A 20,371-nucleotide genomic window follows, 5' to 3' on the forward strand; every position below is an offset into this window, starting at 1 on the left:
CTCGAGCGACGCACACTTTACATAGTCGCGTTCAAAATATCAAACTTCGCCGATACTTCATAAAATCCTCCAATACCTTTTAGATATTGTTGAGTTTTTATTCCAGTTCGACTAGTCTCAGAAAATTTTTTTATCCTAATTTAAATTCTTTCGTTTGCGTATCTTGTTAAGAAGGCTTTTGTTCTTTCTTGTTTCGGTGTATCGATCACTTCTTTGGCTGGACCTTGTTCAACGATGACACCTTTGTCCATGAAGACGATATTTGTTGATACGTCACGGGCGAAGGCCATTTCGTGGGTTACAACGATCATAGTTAGCCCTTCTTTGGCTAATTGAGTCATTGTTTCTAATACTTCCCCAACCATTTCTGGGTCAAGGGCTGATGTAGGCTCATCGAATAGTAAGACTTCTGGATCCATTGAAAGGGCGCGGGCGATAGCGACACGCTGTTGTTGCCCACCAGATAGTTGGTCAGGACGGGCGTCGCGGTAAGGGGCCATACCGACTTTTTCAAGGTTTTTAAGAGCAACTGCTTCTGCTTCAGCTTGACTACGACCTAAAATTTTACGTTGGCCAACTGTACAGTTTTCAAGGGCTGTAAAGTTTTTAAATAGGTTAAATGATTGGAATACCATACCAACTTGGGTGCGGTATTTATTAATGTTCATTTTCTTGCCGTTTAAAATCGATTGGCCGTGGTATAAAATGTCTCCGCCAGTTGGTTCTTCAAGGAGATTTAAGCAACGTAGTAGGGTAGATTTACCTGATCCAGATGAACCAATAATAGAGGTTACTTGCCCTGGGTGTACTTGGAAGTCGATATCACGTAGGACCAAATTTTCCCCAAAACGTTTTTCTAAATGTTGTACATTTAAGATTAGCTGATCTTGGTTTTGCATGTCATTTTCCTCCTATTGTTCTCTTTGACCGTTGATTACTGTGTTCGTGCTAGATTCATAGACATGGTAAGTCTTTTTGCCAGCCATACGATTTTCGATGAAATTTAAGACACGAGTAGTTGTAAAAGTTAAGACGAAGTAGATAATCGCTGTAATTAGGAATGTTTGGAAGGTTAGGTAAGTGGAACCTGCAGCTGATTTCGTTACAAAGAATAACTCAGTTACTGCGATAACATTCAATACAGACGTATCTTTAATATTGATCACAAATTCGTTACCTAAAGCTGGTAAGATTGACCGAATAGCTTGTGGTAAAACGATTGTCGTCATTGTTTGGTAGTGGTTCATACCGATGGCACGAGCAGCCTCAGTTTGGCCTTTATCCACTGAGGTAATACCACCACGGATCACTTCGGCAAGGTAGGCACCAGTATTAATCGATACAATTAATAAGGCTGCAAACATAGTAGACATTTGGAAATCAAAGAATAGTCTTGAACCATAGAAAATCATCATAGCCTGTACCATCATTGGTGTACCACGGAAGATTTCAATGTAGGCAGCAATCACAAAGTCGAATAATTTATAGAAGAAGTAGGCAATCGGTTTTTGATCGCGGCGAACGATTAATGAACGGTAGATAGCAATCAATAAACCAATGACAAATCCCATAATTGTCGAGCTTAATGCGATAAACATAGTGTTACCAGCACCAACTAGGAATTGTGACCCATAACTATTCCAGATGCCCGCCACTTCAGACCAGAAACCTGCACTTTCACCGCGCTCGTTTAAGTTCACCATATCTTCCATTAATTGGTCACGGTCAGCGGTTGGAATAGTTGCTAAGGCTTGGTTCATAATGTCTGTTAATGGAGAATCCTTTCTGGTTGCAACTGCAATATCAGAAGTGACTTCACCTAAGTCAAATCCTTGACCCTCAGCAAACTCCACGTATGTTAAGTCAGGGTTGGCAGCTACAGCAGCCATGGCCCCTGGTTTTTCAGATACATAGGCGTCAACTGAACCAGCAGTTAAAGCAGTGATCATCGTTGGGAATGAATCTAGGGCAGTGGCTTGGTTTACGTCAGGGATTTGCGGAATTAAATCATAATGGAATGTGTTTAATTGACCAGTAACAGTTGTGCCAGCGAAATCTTCTAGCGATGTAGCGTCTGCGTATTCACCGTCAGCCATTGTCACTAGAACGATATCTGAAGAATAGTAAGAATTTGAGAAGTCCATTTGTTGTAGACGTTCTGGAGTTGGTGACATACCGGCAATAATCACGTCAATCATGCCAGATTCAAGTGCAGGTGGTAGACCATCCCACTCTAACTTAACAATTTCAAGTTCTAAACCTAGTGAATCAGCTAGACGTTTAGCGATTTGTACGTCATAACCGTTTGCATATTCGCCGTCAGAGTTTGAAATAGGGACTGCACCGTCCGCGTCAGATGTTTGCGACCAGTTGAAGGGTGCATAGTTGGCTTCCATCCCAACTCGTAATACGCCTTCTGTGTCTAAACCTTCAGCCAATGCTTCTTGATCCACCTCAATTGTTGTGCCAACCTCACTCGCTTCAACTAAAGCGGATGTTGGGCCAATGATGGCAAATACGATGGTCAAAATAGCAATCAAAGCTTTTTGCCAAATGTTACTTACTTGATGATTTTTCATAATAATACCTCCCGAAAATAATAAAAAGCCTCTACAGCAATAAATTGCAATAGAGGCTTCCCTTTGTACGCAGTAAGACTATGACTAGTCTTTCAGTCGTCACACGTAGGATAGCGCATCACTTGATTAAGTGACAGTCATAAACATTTTTTGTTTATGCCCAATACTTTAACTTGGGGTTAAAATATTTCGGCGAATATTCCTTTCCATACTTTCAACGCTCCCGCTCGGGTATGTACTGATAAGCTCCGCACCTCTATCTCAATATATCGTATCTCATCATACACGAAGAACAATGTCTTGTCATGAAAATCTGATTAAATCTTTCATGAAAGGCTAAAATCATTGCAATTTTTCTATTTTTTTGGTCATTGGAAGCAGATAATGCCTAGGTCTAGCCATTATCCGGGATAAATGGTAAAATATCTAAGATTATGAAAGCTAGGTGGAACAAAAGTCGTTAAGACTCGATCTTTCTATTGCATCTATAAACATTTAACGCACAATATAAAAAGTTGGAGTGACAAATATGTCGAATGAAGAAAAAAACAGGGTAATAGCGAAATTGGGCTATCACAAATTCACCATCAAGAGTCATAAAACAAGTGAACATATTCAACAAGTGAGCCGTGATATCAACCAGTTACTTGCTGACATCAGTAAAAAAAATCCCAATATGTCAATGGAAGAGATGGCTTTATTAGTAGCTTTAAACATTCAATCTGACAATGTGGATTTACAAGCACAATTGGCTGCAAAATCTAAAGAAAATGCCGATTTATTGGTCCGTGTCAAATCAATGGAGCAAACTATGGGCACATTGGTGAAAGAGATTGCTGAAATAGAAAAAGAAAAAATGCGTGAAGCACAAGAGAAAACGCAATCCCAAACCCCATCAAAAGGAAAGATAAACCGAGGTCAGGCAAAAGCGCCAGCTAAAAGACCAGCACAAACAAAAGCAAGTGGAAAACAAATGCCAAACCAGGGTGATTCAGACAAAGAAATTCCTGAAATTAGCCAACCGAGTTTGAAGTCTAGTGTGAACACAGCTTCAAAACAATTGGGTCGTTTGCGTCAAACACCAAGATCTTAGGCGATTGATAGAAAATATGGGTATCAACGGGAGGAAAGCATGACAAGTTTTTTGATTTTATTATTTTTTATTCTTAGCATAGGCGTTGGTGTCTATCGAGGGGCTATACTACAAGGCATTCATTCAGTAGGTCTGTTGGTCGCGTATTTGTTTGCTGTTTTGTTCTATCAAAGCCTAATTGACCTTGTGTCTTTATGGGTACCTTATGTAGGTTTAGATATTGAAAATACCTTTGCCTATTATCCTGTGGCTTTATTACAAAATATGGATGTCATTTACTTTAGACTAATCGCCATGTTAGCCATCATCTTGCTTGTTTGGATTGTATTCAAACTAATTGCTTATGGCTTAAGAGACTTGAAATTTAAAGAAATGGATATTCAATGGAATGGTATTTTGGGCGGCCTATTTGGTTTCTTCTCAGCTTGGTTCTGGTCATTCTTTATTTTAATGTTTATGTCAGTATTAACCTTTGAAGGTGTGCAAACAACCTTAGCCAATTCATCAGTCGCCGACTTTATTATCTTGAATACCCCAATATTATCTGGCCAGGTATTTAACATCCTATTACAAGGATTAGGCAACTTACCATTTTAACAACTTGAAAATATATGCCTTTGCGTACTGCGCACCGTGGCAATTGATATGGCTGTGATAATTGATCACGGCCTATTTCCTACTTAAGACGACTTTTATATTCGTTCCTGATAACAATCGAAGGAGGACACATTTTGAATCCTAAAATATTTCAAACCTTAGAATTTGAGAAAATACAACAACAAGTATCAAAAGAAACCCGAACTGAAATAGGAAAAATCCAAGCACTAAATTTAAAACCCAGTGCAGAAGCAGAAGAAATTGAGCAAGCCTTACAAAGTGTTGACGATGTCAAACGCTTGTTTGAATTAGACAAACGAATCCCGGTCAGTCAATTAATCAATGTAAAACCATTCTTAAAACGATTGGATATTGGTGCTGACTTAAATGGGAAAGAATTAGCTGCAGTAGGCCGAGTCTTACGTGCATCTGGCGAGGTTTCTACCTTCTTTAGTAAACTAAAAGAAGCGAAAGTGGAATTAATGCAATTATATTCAATAGCGGATGACTTTATTGATATGCGGGACTTGATGCGTAAAATGCAAAATGCTATCGCAGATGATGGGTCAGTCTATGACAATGCCTCGTCAACTTTACATGGCTTAAGACAGGGAATCAAACGTGAAGAAGCGGGTATCCGTGTCAAACTAGACCAAATCATCCGGTCTAATAAGGCCTCTTATTTAAGTGAGGCCATCATTACTATCCGTAACAACCGCTTTGTTATTCCGGTTAAACAAGAATATCGTAATGCCTTTGGTGGGGTAGTTCATGACCAATCGTCATCAGGACAAACACTCTATATTGAACCGCAAACAGTTTTAGATGCGAATAACCACTTACGGTCCTTGCAAGTCCAAGAAGACGAAGAAATTAAACGTATTTTCCAAGAGCTATCTGCAGAATTAGCCCCTTACACTAGTGAAATTGCTGAAAATAACCAACGTCTTGGGGATTTGGACTTGATTCAAGCTAAATTCTTCTTTGCTCGTGAAATTGGGGCCAACCGACCTATTTTAGCAAATGAATCTGAACGCATTGACTTGAAAGAGGCTAGACATCCTTTACTAGACCGCAAAACAGTTGTAGCTAACGATATTCATTTTAGTCATGAATATAATATGATTGTCATTACCGGGCCAAATACCGGTGGTAAAACTATTACCTTGAAAACGGTAGGGTTACTGCAATTAATGGCGCAATCAGGCTTGTATATTACAGCCAAGGCAGATTCGCGGGTAGAAATCTTCAATGAGATTTTTGCGGATATTGGTGACGAACAGTCCATTGAACAAAGTTTATCAACGTTCTCGGGACATATGACCAATATTATCCGTATAGTGGAAGCTGCAGATGACCATTCACTTGTCTTGATCGATGAGTTGGGATCAGGTACCGACCCTCAAGAAGGGGCAGCCATCGCCATCGCGGTATTGAACCGTTTTGCCTTCCTAAATGCAAGAGTAATGGCCACTACCCATTATCCTGAACTGAAAACTTACGCCTACGAACATCCTGGGGCCATCAATGCTTCGATGGAATTTAATGAAATTACCTTGGAACCGACTTATAAATTGCTGATTGGGGTGCCGGGTCGTTCTAACGCCTTTGATATTTCCCAACGACTAGGTTTACCAGTTGAGATGGTAAATGAAGCACGTTCTTATATCCAAGAAGACAGCCAAAATCTGAACGAAATGTTGCTTGATCTTGAAGCACAACGTCATGAATACGAAGACTTATCAGCCGAAGCAGCCAAAGACTTAGCTGATGCTGAAAATCTTTTAAATGACTTGAAAAAGGCACAAGCTAGACTAGAAGCTGACAAACAAACCTACATGAACCGGGCCCGTAAAGAAGCCAATCAATTGGTAGAAGAAACCAAGGCAAAAGCTGATGCCATTCTGGCGGAGATTCGGGAATGGCAAATCAACCACCCAACCATTGGTAATATCAAAGAACACGAGATGATTGATCGTCAAAGCGCCTTGTCTAACTTAACGCAAGAAGAACAGCTGAAGAAAAACAAAGTCCTTCAAAAAGCCAAGAAAAGTAAAGAGCGAAAAGCCAGATTTGAAGCAGGCGATGAAGTGAATGTATTAACCTACGGGCAACGTGGTACCTTGGTTGAGAAACGTGACAAGGACTGGGTTGTTCAGATGGGTATGCTGAAGATGGAAGTGGCTGAAAAAGACTTATCACTCGTTGATGAGAAACCGAAAAAAGAAAAAAATCATCGGGCTGGCCTTAAAGCAAGTAAGGCTAAATCAGTCAATACCAGCCTAGATTTACGTGGTGAACGGTATGAGGAAGCCATGATTCGACTAAGTAACTTTATCGATTCAGCCTTATTAGCTGGACATGGTCAGGTAACCATTATTCATGGTCACGGGACGGGCGCCTTAAGACAGGGTGTTCAAAAGGCCTTGAAGAACCATCCACGGGTTGAATCCTTTGAATTTGCACCTTATAACATGGGGGGTAATGGTGCGACAATAGTTAAATTTAAGGGCTAAATGTCTAATAAGCAGATGAATGTTCAAATTGGTCAGACAATGCTATAATGATGAAGAATAGAAATGAAAGGGGAATATAGATGGTTAAAGCTATTACAGATGCAGAATTTAAAAATGAAACTGAAGAAGGCGTTGTATTAATCGACTTCTGGGCAACTTGGTGTGGTCCTTGTCGTATGCAATCACCAATCGTTGAAACTTTAGATGATGAAATGGGTGACCAAGTTAAATTCACTAAAATGGATGTAGATGAGAATCCAGAAACAGCACGTGAATTTGGAATCATGTCCATCCCAACATTAATGATCAAAAAAGATGGTCAAGTTGTGGAACAATTAATTGGTTACACACCAAAAGAGAACTTAGAACAAGTATTAAATAAATACTTATAATCTAAAGTAAAGAAAGCGGCCGGGAAAATTCCCGACCGCTTTTATATTGGCTTAAATCTATTGTTAAAGGGCAAACATTACTCATCAGTCCTATTTGACGAAGAGCCATTTTTTTCAAATTTACTCGATTAATTTACGGCCTTCGTTGCCTTTTTCGATATTTTCTAAGATGTCATGGTTTAAGAAACCATCTTCGTATTGTTTACGCCAGTCCATAAAGCCTTCGTCTAACCCGCGAATAAGGACTTCTGCGGTACCAATATTAGTTGCTAATGGGATGTTATATACGTCACATAAACGGATTAAGGCAGTCACGTCTGGTTCGTGGGGCATAGCTGCTAATGGGTCACGCAGAAAGATGACTAAGTCCATTTCATTTTGTGAGATAGCCGCACCGACCTGTTGGTCGCCCCCAAGTGGGCCGGATTTAAAGCGGTGAACGTCTAAACCAGTGGCTTCGATAATACGTAAACCAGTTGTCCCTGTAGCAAATAATTCATGTTTTTCAAGAATGAATTTGTATGCAGTTGCAAAGGACACCATCATATCTTTTTTTGAATCATGGGCAATAAGTGCAATTTTCATATAGCATATCCTCCGGTTCGTGTCGACAATTTGATTTTCATTCGAGACATTCACCTTTTTCCTTAAATTACGTTTAATAATTGCGAATTGGTGAAGTGAATCGTCTTCTTCTGTTATAATTGTATCATAGATGATAAATTGTTCATTGCGTTTTTTGAACGATTTGTTTGACGGAGGAGGTTAACATGAACAGACCTATCGGATTCTTAGATTCTGGTGTAGGTGGCTTGACGGTAGTGAAAGAAGCTATGCGACAATTGCCCAATGAATCGATTATCTATATTGGCGACAATGCACGTTGTCCTTATGGGCCAAGAAGTGTAGAAGAAATAGCGACTTTTACCAATCAAATGGTCGATTTTCTTTTAACCAAAGATATTAAATTATTGGTCATTGCCTGTAATACAGCGACTGCGGTTGCCTTAGATGAAATTAAACAGCGGGTGTCTATTCCAGTTATTGGGGTGATTCAGCCGGGTGCAAGAGCAGCCAATAAATACACAAAAAATGGCAAAATTGGTGTTTTAGGTACAGAAGGGACCATTAAAAGTGGCATGTATCTTGAAAACTTACTACAAAAAAATAAAGACTTGAACACGACTTCATTAGCTTGTCCAGCCTTTGTCCCATTAGTAGAAAGCCAACAATATGCTACACCTTTAGCCAAAAAGGTGATTGCGGAAACTTTAGCACCCATAAAAAATAAGGGGTTGGATACAGTCATTCTAGGTTGTACCCACTATCCTTTACTAAGAGATACCATACAAAAAAACTTGGGACATACGGTCAAACTTATTGATTCTGGCCAAGAAACCATTTCAGATGTATCCATCCTTTTGGATTACAACGACATTGCCAAATTGTCGAATGATCCATCACCAAGAATGACTGAATTTTACACCACCGGATCACCAGAACTATTTAAGGAGATTGCGGACGACTGGTTGGATAAACCAATTGAAGTGGACCGTGTCACTATCGAAACACTTGAAGCAATTCAAAAACAGATGAAAGAAGGCTAACATTTATATGAAGCAAGTAATGATCGCTACTGCCAACCCAGGTAAAGCCAAGGAATTCAAGCAATTATTCGACCCATATGGGATTGAAGTTAAAACCTTGTTAGATTTCCCAGACTATCCAGATATTCCAGAAACTGGGACTACTTTCATTGAAAATGCGACGATTAAAGCTACAACAGCCGCTAAAGACTTGCACATGCCAGTCATTGCGGATGATTCTGGTCTAGCCATTGACGCACTCAACGGGGCACCAGGCGTTTATTCAGCTCGTTACGCAGGTCCTGATAAGTCAGATGCTAATAACCGGAAAAAGGCCTTAACCGAGCTTGCTGACGTCCCTGACGCATATAGAGGCGCGACTTTCCATACCTATCTAGTCGTTTCTGACGCACAAGGTAAAGTCATCAACCATTACCACGGCACTTTATCTGGTGTCATCCTACGTGAAGAGCGCGGGGAAAATGGTTTCGGCTATGACCCAATTTTTTACGTACCAAGTGAAGGGTTAACCACAGCTGAAATGTCAGCAGAGAAAAAAGATTCTTTAAGTCATCGAGGCAATGCCTTACGTTTACTAGCTAAAGATTTACAAAATGGGGAGTTCAACTTATATGAAGATTCTAATCACGAGTGATAACCACGGCGACCACGAGGCGCTTGTAAACCTAGTCTTAAAAGCAGGGGATGACATTGATTTATTTATCCACTGCGGTGACTCTGAGTTATCAGAAGACGATACCATTTGGGGGATTTTCCATACAGTAAGAGGGAACACTGACTATGGCAACTACAAGGACGCCATTAGCTTAAATACCCGTGAAGGGAAGATTGTCGTGACCCACGGCCATTTATATGGAGTAAAACAGAATCTGAAGAAATTGGTAGCCTTAGCGAAAGACAATCAAGCGGATGTCATCATGTACGGCCATACCCATGTCATGGATGACCAAGAAATTGACGGGGTTAAAATCATAAACCCAGGTTCAATCCGCATTCCAAAAGGTAAATACCCATACCCATCATTTGCCATTTTAGACTGGCAAGGTGATAAGAAAGAAGTCACTTTCTACAATGCTGACTGGGAAGTCATTACAGAGGTAGGTTAAAAATATAAAAACCGCACGATCTATGTCCAAATTAGGACTTGATCGCGCGGTTTTTGTATATGTGTTTGTAAGGGCTATAGTTCTGCCCCTGAGTCATAAACTGGTTGTTTGTAGCCCTTACGTACAAGCAAGTCTGTAAGTTGCTCATAGTAGTGTGAACGAACTGCCATCTTATCGCTATCTCTAGTATTGAATACTACACGGTAGAATAAGCGGCCGACAGCGTCACGTTGGTAACCCCAAACTTCCGGTTCACCTAAAACCCGGTCATCAGAAGAAGCTAATGATAATCCCTCTTTGATGACAGTTTCGATTGAGGCTAAATCACCGTTTGGATCAATGTACAAGTCTACGTACATACGACGAGTGGTATTTGAAGAATTGGTTACATTATCGATGTTACGGTTAGGGATAAAGTGTCTTGAACCGTCGTCACCAGAAAGAATAGTTGTCCGGATACCAGTTGAAATAATGGTACCTGATAACCCAGCGATTGTAACGTAGTCTCCGACAGCAAATTGGTGTTCTAAAAGAATGAAGAAACCATTGACCACATCAGTGATAAAACCTTGTGCACCAAGACCTAAGGCTAGGGAAGCAACCCCGGCACCGGCTACTAGTGTAGCCACTGGTAAACCTAGAATGGCTAGAATAGAGTAACCTAATAGGAAATAGTAAGTATATTGAACAACGTTTTCCACTAATTTATGGATGGTTTTGTTCCGTTGAATAGACCCGACATTGCGGTTTTCAATCCGTTTAGCGTCACGTTCAAAGTATACATCAACAATCCGGTCGATAATCTTTTTGACAATCCAAAAGATTAAAGTAGTAATCACCAATTCAAAAACGGTAGAAATTAAGCTTGAGAGTAAGCTAGCATAATCAATAGATTCGACATAAGTGCGCCACCATTGTCTAAATTGATCCAAATAAATCATCCTTTCAATATTACCCTTTTTCTTCATGGTAACGAATGATGAAATTATTGTAAAGCCATTTGCAAGAGGGTTAACCAATATTTAACCTGTATGATTTTTTAGCTTAAAATAAGTGCGTTATTTTTTGTAAAGCCCTCTCATGGTATGGTAAAATATTATTATAGTTATATATTAAATATCTTATATTTAATGATATGAGAGATGGAGAAGGAGTGATTTTTACATGACCGGAGGCCAAATTGCGGGCTTAATCGCAGCAATAGCATTTGCGGCATTAGTGATCTACATTATTCTATTCTTACGTGAACTAACAAAAACCATGAAAGAAGTTACAGGTGTTGTTAATGAAGCGAATGAAACAGTTAAAGTAGTCACCAAGGATGTGGATGCATTATCAATTGAGGTGCAAGGATTACTCAATAAGTCTAATGTTTTATTAGATGATGTGAATGGAAAAGTAGCTCAAGTGGACCCATTATTCAAAGCAATCGGGGATATCGGGGTAACTGTTTCAGACGTAAATGATTCTACACGTAACTTAGTCCTAAATATTACCAATACTGCCCAAACAAAGGTAGATGATATTAAGGATAAAACAACAGGTGCTACTGAAACTGGTTCAACTACAGTAACCGATGAGCAAGGTGTAAAACCTGGACAACCAACTGTGACTGGTATCCAAAAAGTGGGTCAATCAGCTAAAGCTTTATATCAAAAGCGCCAAGTGCGCAAGGCACAAGAAAATTCACAATCTAAACCATACTAATCAATATGATCAATTGAAAGAAAGAGGGAAATATATATGTCTAGAAATACAGGTTCATTCTTATTAGGTGCAATCATCGGTGGTACTGCAGGTGCTGTAGCAGCATTATTATTCGCACCAAAATCAGGTCGCGAGTTTCGTGATGACTTAAATCAACAAGCAAACGTTCTTCGTGATACAGCTTTAGACTACGCTGATATCGTCACTGAAAAAGGTAACGTAATGTATCAAACTGCTAGCGACGCTGCACAAGATATCCGCGTGAACTTATCTGAATCTGCTGAAGTTTTAAAAGCACAATTAAACGAAGCAACCACTGAAGCAACTAAACAATACCAAGTAGCTCGTGATGAAGTGGCAAGTGCTTATGCAGACGCCAAAAATACGACCGCTCAAGCAACAGATGATGCAAAAGCTGAAGTTGCGGAAGGTACTGAAGAAGTGAAAGCCGCTACTGATAAAGCAGCAGCTAAAGAACAACCACTTAAAGAAGACGCTGAAAAAGTGAAACAACAAGTAGAAGAAGTTAAAGAAAAGTAATTGCTGACTTAAGCGAATAAAACAGAATTGCCTACAAGTATTTGGGTTATTTAAATACTTGTAGGCAATTTTTGTGATGTTTTGTAATAATCATGCAAATTTTTCACGTTTTTATGAAAATGACTTGTTAAAAAAGTCAAATACTGATAGAATATGAAAATGTGAATGAAAGCAGTCACTGTCACAAAGAAAACGCTTGCAAATATAACTTTTTAGTGCTATATTTGGCGTTGTAATCATGAAAATAAATTTAAAAATTTTAAAGGAGCGATGAAGATGGAAAAACAAACTGTTACGATCTATGATGTTGCCCGTGAAGCACAAGTATCTATGGCTACAGTTTCTCGTGTCGTAAATGGTAACACGAATGTTAAACCTTCAACGCGTGCAAAAGTATTAGATGTAATTAAACGACTAGACTACCGTCCAAATGCGGTCGCACGTGGATTAGCAAGTAAAAAAACGACAACAGTTGGGGTATTATTACCAGATATCACAAACAATTTCTTTAGTGCTTTAGCTTTGGGGATTGATGATATTGCCTCAATGTATAAGTACAACATTATCCTAGACAATGCAGATAATAAAAAAGAATCACAAGTTCTTTCTAATATCTTAGCAAAACAAGTAGACGGTGTTATCTACATGGGTCACCAATTATCTGACTCTGTTCGTGAAGAAATCAATCGTACAAACACACCGTTTGTATTAGCTGGTTTAAACGATCATAAAGGTGAAATTCCTTCTGTAAATATCGACTACACACAAGCTTTCTACGAAGCTGTTTCAGGTTTATTTGCACAAGGATATAAAAATATTGGTTTCTTAGCGGCTAAACCATACTTTACAAATAACCTAGATCGTTACAATGGGTACTTAAAAGCTTTAGAAGAAGCTGGTAAAGCGTTGGATGAATCATTATTATTTGAAGTGCAAGACTCTCGTTTCAAAAACGGTGAAGACATTGCCCACCAAATCCTTGATTCAGAAGCTGACGGCATCGTTGTCGTCGGTGATGAGTTAGCTGTTAAAGTAACCAACCATATGGTGGATAATGGTGTGAGAGTACCAGAAGAATTTGCTATTGTGACATCAAACAACACGGCTTTAACTGAAGTTGTTCGTCCAACTTTAACGTCAATTGAACCACCTTTATATGATATTGGTGCCGTTTCAATGCGTATCTTAACAAAATTGATGAACAAAGAAGAAGAAATCGAAAACCATGTAACCTTACCACATAAATTTATTTTACGTGATTCAACTAAGGATGTATAAATCGATAAGGACCTCCAAAGCGAAATGCTTTGAAGGTCCTTTTTAAATGCTCATTTTATAATAGTAGATATTGCTATTCAGGCGAGCTCGAAAGCCCAGCTCAAGACCTGGACGCCTTAGTCGTTGAGCTAAGTTGCTTTGCTGAAATCCATTTTTACCTTGTTGTTTAAAAACTCTTCCATTATCATTAATGTAATGAATTGGGAGGGTGTTGGATTTAGATGAAGAATAAATTGAGCCAGGGTAACCGAATATTACTAATGATAATAGCTATTGGACTAACCTGTCTAGTGGGCATTGCACTTGCCTACAATGCGATTGTTTCACCAAATAACGCCAAGGAAAATGGGGATGAACAAGCGGTTAAGGATATGCCAACCATACAAGTGCCGTCCTTTTTGTCAAATCTGCCGACTAAGGAAACTGAGGACCAGTGGCAGGGTGAGGATGGAACGTTTGTCTTGCGGTCGGTAGGGGATGTTTTGATTCATTCGGAGGTGACCGCAACTGCGGATACGGCAGCGGAGGTGTTTGCGGATCAAACAGCTTTACTACAGGATACGAGTGCGCTAACTGGAGACAATTTGATAGCCTATGGTTCAAATAGTGGGCAAACGTCGGTTGATCTAGGTGTTTCGGACTATAATTTTGACCCTATGATTGCTAAAATTGCGCCATTTACATCTTATGCAGATTTTACAGTGGCCAACCTGGAGATTCCTGCGGCCTATCCTGAATTGCCGGTGGCGACTTATCCGAATTTTAATATGCCTTCGTCCATTTTGGGGTCTTTGAAGCGGGCTGGTATTGACGGTGTGTCAACTGCGACCAACCATACGCTGGACCAGTTTGCGGACGGTGCTTACATCACTATGGATTATTTGGATGAGGCTGGACTCATGTATTACGGGGCTTTTCGTAGTCAAGAAGACCATGACACGGCAAGGATTGTCGAGAAAAATGGGATTAAGTTGGGTTTTCTAGCTTATACTTATGGGACCAACGGCATGGTTCCGCCTGAAGATGAGCCGTGGGTGGTTAACTATGCGGATTTACCAGTGATGCTTGAAGAAGTGGCAGCATTGAATGACCAAGTGGATGCAGTTGTTGTATCCTTACATTTGGGGACTGAATACGGGACTTTGCCGGACGGTGAACAAATCGCTGTGACCCAGGCCTTGGCCGATGCTGGGGTAAAATTGGTGATTGGTGGACATCCGCATGATTTACAGCCAGTGAATTGGTTGAACGACAAGAATACCTATGTGATTTATTCGCAAGCATCATTTATGACTGGTCAAGTTGCGGATGATAATAAACTTGGGGGCATTCATGAGGTGACTTTTGAACGTGATGAGAACGGTGAAGTACAAGTGAGCGCCGGGAAATTCATGCCGACTTATTTTTCAGGGACAGCTCATGAGACTTCATATGAAAGTGTCCCACTAGCAGTGTATAAGGGGCAAGATAATGATCAAGCTGCTTGGGTTGAGACCCTCTATGACCGGATGAGGACTTATACAGAAGATTTTACCTATGAGGATTACTTAGAAACTGCCTGGACAGAGGGCGTTGATTACGAATAATATCAGGAAGTAGAAGGTTGCTAAGAAGCTTGGGCTTTACAATAACTTTACTAGAATGAATTTAGTAAAATGCAATAAGGGATTGATTTTGTATCGAATTCCCTTTAAATTGTCAGCTTTTTTGTGGGAACGGAATCTTTTCATTTTGTTTTCAAATGGCATAGATTATAATAGGATGAGATTTTGTTTATTTTGTTCAAGAGACATCTGTACTTGGCAAAAGGTAAAACAAGGAACTTATTTAATTTGTTAGTGGGATTTCCATTAAATAAGGGATAAATAAATTGAAGGATGGGATAATATGCAAGCAGTAATTACAGTAATAGGTAAGGATAAGGTTGGTATTTTAGCGAAAGCAGCCACTAAATGTGCTGAATTAAACGCAAATATTGTAGATGTTGAGCAATCAATCATGCAAGACCTTTTTACCATGGTCATGATCGTCAATATTGATGATTTAAACGTTGAATTTGAAGACTTTAAAAAAGAAATTAAAGATGCATTAACTGCGATGGAAGTTTATGTAATGCACGAAGATATTTTTAATGCCATGCATAAAATTTAGGTCAGTTAAGGAGAAACAAACATGCTAGAAATGAATAATATCATTGAAACAGTTTCAATGATTAAAGACAACAATTTAGATATTCGAACAATTACAATGGGCATTTCGTTGATTGACTGTGCAGATCCAGATATCGACCGTGCCTGCCAAAAGGTATACGATAAAATCACTACAGTTGCCAAAGACTTGGTGAAAACTGGTGAAGAAATTGAAGAAAAATACGGGATACCAATCGTTAATAAGCGTATTGCTGTAACGCCAATTTCGCAATTATTAGCGGCTTCAGGTGGCGACCCATTAAAATATGCCCACATCTTAGACAAAGCAGCCAATGCTGTTGGCGTTAACTACATCGGTGGATATTCGGCATTAGTTCATAAAGGATTTTCTGCTGGGGACCGTGCTTTAATCGAATCGATTCCACAAGCCATGGCTGAAACTGACCACGTTTGTTCATCTGTTAATATTGGCTCAACTCGCGCAGGTATCAACATGGATGCAGTTAAAATCATGGGTGAAGTTGTCCGTAAAGCAGCTGAATTAACCCAAGAAAACGAAAGCATGGGGGCCTCTAAGATTGTCGTCTTCTGTAATGCTGTTGAAGACAATCCGTTTATGGCCGGTGCCTTCCACGGTCAAGGGGAGCCGGATGTTGTGATTAACGTTGGGGTTTCTGGACCAGGTGTTGTCCGGAATGCACTTGCAGAATTGCCAAAAGATGCATCTCTTGAAACAGTTGCGGATACTATTAAACAAACAGCATTCAAAGTCACTCGAATGGGCCAATTAGTGGGGACAGAAGCCTCTAACAAGCTAGGTGTACCTTTTGGTATTGTAGATTTATCATTAGCGCCTACGCCAGCTGTCGGCGATTCTGTTGCTCATATCTTAGAAGAAATTGGGTTAGATCAAGTAGGTGCCCATGGATCAGTAGCGACTTTAGCCATGCTTAATGATGCAGTTAAAAAAGGTGGTATCATGGCATCATCAAATGTGGGTGGTTTATCAGGTGCCTTCATTCCAGTTAGTGAGGATGCTGGGATGATTGCTGCTGCAGCTAACGGTACTTTAAATCTTGAGACTTTAATGTCTATGACGGCAGTATGTTCAGTTGGTTTGGATATGATCGTCATACCAGGTGATACAACGCCTGAAATTATTTCAGCGATTATTGCTGATGAAGCAGCCATTGGGATGATCAATTCTAAAACAACTGCTGTTCGAGTAATTCCAGCTATCGGTCGTCGTGATGATGAAGTCTTGAACTTTGGTGGTTTGTTTGGTGAAGCTTCTGTTATGCAAGTCAATAGAACTTCTCCAAATATCTTTATCAACCGTGGTGGTCGTATTCCAGCGCCAATTCAATCACTTAAAAACTAAAATATTTTTTAAAGCTAGAGCTCTTATCTTATCATAAGGTAAGAGCTTTTATTTGGTGGTCTGAAATTTTCCAACTATAATGTAGGTACAGTGTAAACTGAATACGTATTAAGGGGAAATTATATGAATTTATTAAATCAAACATTAACCTTAAATAATGGGGTAGAAGTCCCACAAATCGCTTTAGGGACTTGGCAAACACCGACCGCTGAGGCAGTGAGCTCAGTTCGTTTTGCCCTAGACAATGGCTACAAGCACATTGACGGTGCCCACGCTTACGGAAACGCTAAAGGGATTGGTGAAGGGATTAAATCTTCTAACATTAACCGTGAAGATATCTTCATCACAACTAAGGTTCGTGGGGAATCGAAAACTTATGAAGCGGCTATGGACAACTTCTACCAAGAATTAAAAGATTTAGATACTGATTATATTGATTTACTATTAGTACATTGTCCGACGCCCTGGCGCTTTTTCTCTAGAACTGATGATAAACGTCCAAACTTCTATGAAGAAAATATTCAAGTATGGCGTGCTTTAGAAGAGTTGTATGATAAAGGCTTAGTCCGTGCAATCGGAGTTTCAAACTTTAACGCCGACGACTTACAACACTTAATTGAAAACACAAATATTAAACCTGTTGTAAACCAAATCAAGTACCACATCGGCTATACGCAAGACGATATTGTATCTTATTGTGAAGCTAACGACATCATCGTTGAAGCTTATTCATCATTAGGTACAGGTCGCTTATTAGGCAACGAAGATATCAAGGCAGTTGCAGATAAATACGGTGTATCCGTACCGCAATTATGCTACCGTTATCCTTTACAAAAAGGCCACATCATTCTACCAAAATCAGTTCACGAAGAATACATTCTTGCCAATGCTGAATTAGATTTTGAAATTTCTGAAGCGGATATGGCAACTTTAGATGCAATCATTATTGAATAATCTGATTGTCATCCTTCATAAAAAAATGACCCCAGGAAATACCTAGCTCTAAAAATAAAAATCGTGATGAATTAATGATAAATATGATTTTTTCGTTGCGGTTTTTGTTTTGATTGATTTCGGACAAAAATTATTTCCACGTTAATTTTGCGTTTAGCGTAGATAACTATTCTATTTTGTCATAATTTTGATAGATGGTGTGTCACTTATTAAATTTTTGTGTTTCACTCATCTTTTAAGATATTTGACTCACTAGGCTCTTAAAAGGATAAAAACCCTTCAACTCACTCTAGTTTAGAATGAGTTGAAGGGTTTCTTTGTTGGGAGACTATCTTGTTTTGCAAACCTTATTTTAAATATCTTTTTTTGAGGCAATATACTGTTTCATTAAACGATCGTATTCTTGCATAATTGACGAAATGATCGGTCTTTTTATCGAATCTAATTTGATGGAATCGATGGAAGCTATAGGCAATACATCGTTACCCGTTCCTGATATAAAAGCGCCATCGATAGTATTTAATTCAGTCACTGGAATATTTTGTTCAATGATATCAATTTGCTGCTGTTGGCAAATAGCTACAATTTTAGAACGGACAATACCTAAAAGAACATTTTTAGCTGGGGGAGTATAGAGTTTGTCCCCTTTAACAATAAATAGATTTGAACGACTGCCTTCTGTGACGTTACCTTCGTGGTCGACTAAAAGCACTTCATATGAACCCGTTTTTTCTCGTTCCGCTAGTACAGTTTTTTGATACGCTTCACGTTGGATCTTGATATTCGGATCTTCTCTTTCCAAATTCAACAAAGTTGTTTTAATGCCAGTTTGATAATAGCTCGCAGGCGGATAAAGACTTTTGGTGAAGAAAGCTAGTAAACCCATGTCTTTATTCCATATCAATTTGATATTTTGATCAAAGGCACCATTCTTATCAACAAGCTGGTATAACCGATTGATTAAAATATCATCTGAATCTTTTAAAGGAAGACCTACAGATCCAGCAAACGCTCTGAATCGGCGCAAATGATCTTCTAAAAACAGTGGTATGCCCTCTCTAATGCGTATCACTTCATACACATTTTTTCCTGTTAATTTTTCAAACGGATGCAGGTTGTCGGTAGATTGTAATTTATCATTATGATAGTAAAAACTTTGTTCAACATATTCCATATTTTTCATCCCCTTTTATTTGATCATGGTGTTTAATTTATTCAGGAGCGTGTTGATGGTTTATTTTAGATAAGTTTATCACTTTTTCTAAATGAAGACAGCATTGTTTCTTAATAGTTGAATAGATAGACTTTATCCAATAGGATGGTTGGGATATTCTATACAAAATACGTTCTGGGAGAAGGTTTTTTTATGGTAGTTTTAGTAGCAGAAACCACTTGTTGTTTATGAGAAAAGGTATATGACAAAGCTTAAAGTGGTACGACAATAAAGAAGTTTTCAAACGTAAACGATTACATAACTTTTGACTTATATAAAACAAGATGATAAACTCACACCACAGCTGAAACGAAACTATCACTTTTGTAAGAAGGAGAGATTCTATGCGCGCAGTAACATGGCAAGGAAACGAAAAAATGGAAGTCAAAACAGTTCCGGATCCAACCATTGAAGAACCCACTGATATGATCATTCGCATTACAGCAACAGCTATTTGCGGTTCTGATTTGCATTTATATCATAACGGGCAATCGGTTATGGAAGAAGACTATGTAGTAGGGCATGAACCTATGGGCATTGTAGAAGAAGTTGGCTCTGCAGTGACGAAAGTGAAAAAAAGCGACCGAGTAGTTATCCCTTTCAACATTGGTTGTGGAGAGTGTCATTTCTGTGCTCATCATATGGAAAGTCAATGTGACAATTCCAACCCAATCCAATGTTTGACCAAGGTGGATTGTTCGGTTTTGGTAAAATGAATGGAAATCATCCTGGAGGTCAAGCTGAATACTTACGTGTCCCATTTGCAGATTTTACTTCTTTTGTTGTTCCAGAAAGTAATCTTCCGGATGAAAAGGTATTATTTCTATCAGATGTACTGCCAACAGCATATTGGAGTGTAGAGCATAGTGGTATGAAACCTGGAGATACAGTAATCGTATTGGGTTCTGGCCCTGTCGGATTATTTGCACAAAATTTGCTAAAATGAAAGGTGCTAAACGTGTAATTGCCGTAGATAATGTCGATCATCGTTTGCAGCATGCGAAAAAAATGAACGGTGTAGAGACCCTGAATTTCTCAGATGTTTCTAAAGTTGGTAGTGAATTGTATGAAATGACTAAGGGCGGTGCTGAGGTAGTAATAGATTGTGTAGGAATGGATGGAGTAACACCAGTAAAAGAAAAAACTAAAGAAATTCTAACCTCGCAAAGTGGTTCCTACTCACCGATACAAACAGCAAGTGAGGCTGTGAAGAAATTTGGTACATTAATGGTAACTGGTGTGTTTTGCAATAGAGAAG

The 20,371-nt window shown here is 39.1% G+C and carries 19 protein-coding genes, 1 pseudogene and 1 riboswitch; of the genes and pseudogenes, 15 read left to right on the top strand and 5 right to left on the bottom strand.

The features are described 5' to 3' along the window. Nucleotides 1-140: 140 nt before the first annotated feature. Both B2V22_RS01995 and B2V22_RS02000 read right to left on the bottom strand, forming a co-directional pair. Nucleotides 141-899 carry an amino acid ABC transporter ATP-binding protein gene (locus tag B2V22_RS01995; RefSeq protein ID WP_290490117.1) on the bottom strand — a complete coding sequence of 253 codons (759 nt, stop codon included), beginning with the start codon at nucleotides 897-899 and terminating at the stop codon, nucleotides 141-143. Nucleotides 900-911: 12 nt separating this feature from the next. Next, the gene (locus tag B2V22_RS02000; RefSeq protein ID WP_290490118.1) at nucleotides 912-2,579 is read right to left on the bottom strand and encodes an ABC transporter permease subunit; all 1,668 of its coding nucleotides are present in this window, start codon (nucleotides 2,577-2,579) and stop codon (nucleotides 912-914) included. 103 nt (nucleotides 2,580-2,682) lie between these two features. Further along, nucleotides 2,683-2,846, bottom strand: a riboswitch (Lysine riboswitch). A 262-nt stretch (nucleotides 2,847-3,108) separates the two neighbouring features. Between B2V22_RS02000 and B2V22_RS02005 the strand changes: the two genes are divergently transcribed. From B2V22_RS02005 to trxA, 4 genes are all read left to right on the top strand, one after another. Then, entirely contained in the window at nucleotides 3,109-3,672 is a 564-nt protein-coding gene (locus B2V22_RS02005; protein WP_290490120.1) for a cell division protein ZapA, read from the top strand. A gap of 39 nt (nucleotides 3,673-3,711) precedes the next feature. Continuing rightward, entirely contained in the window at nucleotides 3,712-4,269 is a 558-nt protein-coding gene (locus tag B2V22_RS02010) for a CvpA family protein (RefSeq protein WP_290490122.1), read from the top strand. Nucleotides 4,270-4,403: 134 nt separating this feature from the next. After that, entirely contained in the window at nucleotides 4,404-6,785 is a 2,382-nt protein-coding gene (locus B2V22_RS02015; protein WP_290490124.1) for an endonuclease MutS2, read from the top strand. Nucleotides 6,786-6,865: 80 nt separating this feature from the next. Beyond that, on the top strand, nucleotides 6,866-7,177 hold the full coding sequence (gene trxA, locus B2V22_RS02020) for a thioredoxin (protein ID WP_290490125.1): 312 nt from the start codon (nucleotides 6,866-6,868) through the stop codon (nucleotides 7,175-7,177). Between the two features lie 120 nt (nucleotides 7,178-7,297). Here trxA and mgsA read toward each other — a convergent pair whose 3' ends face one another. After that, nucleotides 7,298-7,762 (bottom strand): methylglyoxal synthase, encoded by a 465-nt coding sequence (mgsA, locus tag B2V22_RS02025; protein ID WP_003141940.1) that lies wholly within the window; start codon nucleotides 7,760-7,762, stop codon nucleotides 7,298-7,300. A gap of 185 nt (nucleotides 7,763-7,947) precedes the next feature. Here mgsA and racE point away from each other — a divergent pair, with 185 nt between their 5' ends. The 3 genes from racE to B2V22_RS02040 are packed head-to-tail and all read left to right on the top strand — an operon-like array spanning nucleotide 7,948 to nucleotide 9,890. Next, nucleotides 7,948-8,784, top strand: a complete 837-nt coding sequence (racE, locus tag B2V22_RS02030; protein ID WP_290490128.1) for a glutamate racemase — start codon at nucleotides 7,948-7,950, stop codon at nucleotides 8,782-8,784. Nucleotides 8,785-8,791: 7 nt separating this feature from the next. Next, nucleotides 8,792-9,418, top strand: coding sequence for an XTP/dITP diphosphatase (locus B2V22_RS02035; RefSeq protein ID WP_290490130.1), 627 nt, complete (start codon nucleotides 8,792-8,794; stop codon nucleotides 9,416-9,418). Further along, entirely contained in the window at nucleotides 9,396-9,890 is a 495-nt protein-coding gene (locus B2V22_RS02040) for a metallophosphoesterase (protein ID WP_290490132.1), read from the top strand. Before B2V22_RS02035 ends, B2V22_RS02040 begins: the two co-directional genes overlap by 23 nt. Before the next feature lie 74 nt (nucleotides 9,891-9,964). On the opposite strand, the gene B2V22_RS02045 is transcribed toward B2V22_RS02040, so the two are convergent. Further along, complete coding sequence (locus tag B2V22_RS02045) at nucleotides 9,965-10,831, bottom strand: mechanosensitive ion channel family protein (RefSeq protein WP_290490134.1); 867 nt, start codon at nucleotides 10,829-10,831, stop codon at nucleotides 9,965-9,967. Nucleotides 10,832-11,054: 223 nt separating this feature from the next. On the opposite strand from B2V22_RS02045, the gene B2V22_RS02050 reads away from it, so the two are divergent. From B2V22_RS02050 to B2V22_RS02080, 7 genes are all read left to right on the top strand, one after another. Continuing rightward, complete coding sequence (locus B2V22_RS02050) at nucleotides 11,055-11,597, top strand: DUF948 domain-containing protein (protein WP_290490136.1); 543 nt, start codon at nucleotides 11,055-11,057, stop codon at nucleotides 11,595-11,597. A gap of 36 nt (nucleotides 11,598-11,633) precedes the next feature. Then, entirely contained in the window at nucleotides 11,634-12,137 is a 504-nt protein-coding gene (locus B2V22_RS02055) for a YtxH domain-containing protein (RefSeq protein WP_290490138.1), read from the top strand. Between the two features lie 276 nt (nucleotides 12,138-12,413). Beyond that, nucleotides 12,414-13,415: a catabolite control protein A gene (gene ccpA / locus B2V22_RS02060; protein WP_290490140.1), complete on the top strand. Its 1,002-nt coding sequence runs from the start codon at nucleotides 12,414-12,416 to the stop codon at nucleotides 13,413-13,415. 221 nt (nucleotides 13,416-13,636) lie between these two features. Continuing rightward, nucleotides 13,637-15,001, top strand: a complete 1,365-nt coding sequence (locus B2V22_RS02065; RefSeq protein WP_290490142.1) for a CapA family protein — start codon at nucleotides 13,637-13,639, stop codon at nucleotides 14,999-15,001. Nucleotides 15,002-15,302: 301 nt separating this feature from the next. Then, complete coding sequence (locus B2V22_RS02070; protein WP_290490144.1) at nucleotides 15,303-15,566, top strand: ACT domain-containing protein; 264 nt, start codon at nucleotides 15,303-15,305, stop codon at nucleotides 15,564-15,566. Between the two features lie 21 nt (nucleotides 15,567-15,587). Then, the gene (locus B2V22_RS02075; protein WP_290490146.1) at nucleotides 15,588-16,946 is read left to right on the top strand and encodes a PFL family protein; all 1,359 of its coding nucleotides are present in this window, start codon (nucleotides 15,588-15,590) and stop codon (nucleotides 16,944-16,946) included. Nucleotides 16,947-17,069: 123 nt separating this feature from the next. After that, entirely contained in the window at nucleotides 17,070-17,900 is an 831-nt protein-coding gene (locus tag B2V22_RS02080; RefSeq protein ID WP_290490148.1) for an aldo/keto reductase, read from the top strand. A 352-nt stretch (nucleotides 17,901-18,252) separates the two neighbouring features. Here B2V22_RS02080 and B2V22_RS02085 read toward each other — a convergent pair whose 3' ends face one another. Continuing rightward, nucleotides 18,253-19,074, bottom strand: coding sequence for an aminotransferase class IV (locus tag B2V22_RS02085; RefSeq protein ID WP_290490150.1), 822 nt, complete (start codon nucleotides 19,072-19,074; stop codon nucleotides 18,253-18,255). Nucleotides 19,075-19,457: 383 nt separating this feature from the next. On the opposite strand from B2V22_RS02085, the pseudogene B2V22_RS02090 reads away from it, so the two are divergent. Continuing rightward, nucleotides 19,458-20,371: pseudogene (locus B2V22_RS02090) on the top strand (alcohol dehydrogenase catalytic domain-containing protein); the annotation flags it as partial.

This window comes from Aerococcus sp. UBA6277, from assembly GCF_002440555.1.
Classification (GTDB): Bacteria; Bacillota; Bacilli; order Lactobacillales; family Aerococcaceae; genus Aerococcus.

Coding starts and splice junctions, on each gene's coding strand:
- B2V22_RS01995 (WP_290490117.1), bottom strand. CDS start 899: ATGCAAAACCAAGATCAGCTAATCTTAAATGTACAACATTTAGAAAAA.
- B2V22_RS02000 (WP_290490118.1), bottom strand. CDS start 2,579: ATGAAAAATCATCAAGTAAGTAACATTTGGCAAAAAGCTTTGATTGCT.
- B2V22_RS02005 (WP_290490120.1), top strand. CDS start 3,109: ATGTCGAATGAAGAAAAAAACAGGGTAATAGCGAAATTGGGCTATCAC.
- B2V22_RS02010 (WP_290490122.1), top strand. CDS start 3,712: ATGACAAGTTTTTTGATTTTATTATTTTTTATTCTTAGCATAGGCGTT.
- trxA (WP_290490125.1), top strand. CDS start 6,866: ATGGTTAAAGCTATTACAGATGCAGAATTTAAAAATGAAACTGAAGAA.
- mgsA (WP_003141940.1), bottom strand. CDS start 7,762: ATGAAAATTGCACTTATTGCCCATGATTCAAAAAAAGATATGATGGTG.
- racE (WP_290490128.1), top strand. CDS start 7,948: ATGAACAGACCTATCGGATTCTTAGATTCTGGTGTAGGTGGCTTGACG.
- B2V22_RS02035 (WP_290490130.1), top strand. CDS start 8,792: ATGAAGCAAGTAATGATCGCTACTGCCAACCCAGGTAAAGCCAAGGAA.
- B2V22_RS02040 (WP_290490132.1), top strand. CDS start 9,396: ATGAAGATTCTAATCACGAGTGATAACCACGGCGACCACGAGGCGCTT.
- B2V22_RS02045 (WP_290490134.1), bottom strand. CDS start 10,831: ATGATTTATTTGGATCAATTTAGACAATGGTGGCGCACTTATGTCGAA.
- B2V22_RS02050 (WP_290490136.1), top strand. CDS start 11,055: ATGACCGGAGGCCAAATTGCGGGCTTAATCGCAGCAATAGCATTTGCG.
- B2V22_RS02055 (WP_290490138.1), top strand. CDS start 11,634: ATGTCTAGAAATACAGGTTCATTCTTATTAGGTGCAATCATCGGTGGT.
- ccpA (WP_290490140.1), top strand. CDS start 12,414: ATGGAAAAACAAACTGTTACGATCTATGATGTTGCCCGTGAAGCACAA.
- B2V22_RS02065 (WP_290490142.1), top strand. CDS start 13,637: ATGAAGAATAAATTGAGCCAGGGTAACCGAATATTACTAATGATAATA.
- B2V22_RS02070 (WP_290490144.1), top strand. CDS start 15,303: ATGCAAGCAGTAATTACAGTAATAGGTAAGGATAAGGTTGGTATTTTA.
- B2V22_RS02075 (WP_290490146.1), top strand. CDS start 15,588: ATGCTAGAAATGAATAATATCATTGAAACAGTTTCAATGATTAAAGAC.
- B2V22_RS02080 (WP_290490148.1), top strand. CDS start 17,070: ATGAATTTATTAAATCAAACATTAACCTTAAATAATGGGGTAGAAGTC.
- B2V22_RS02085 (WP_290490150.1), bottom strand. CDS start 19,074: ATGGAATATGTTGAACAAAGTTTTTACTATCATAATGATAAATTACAA.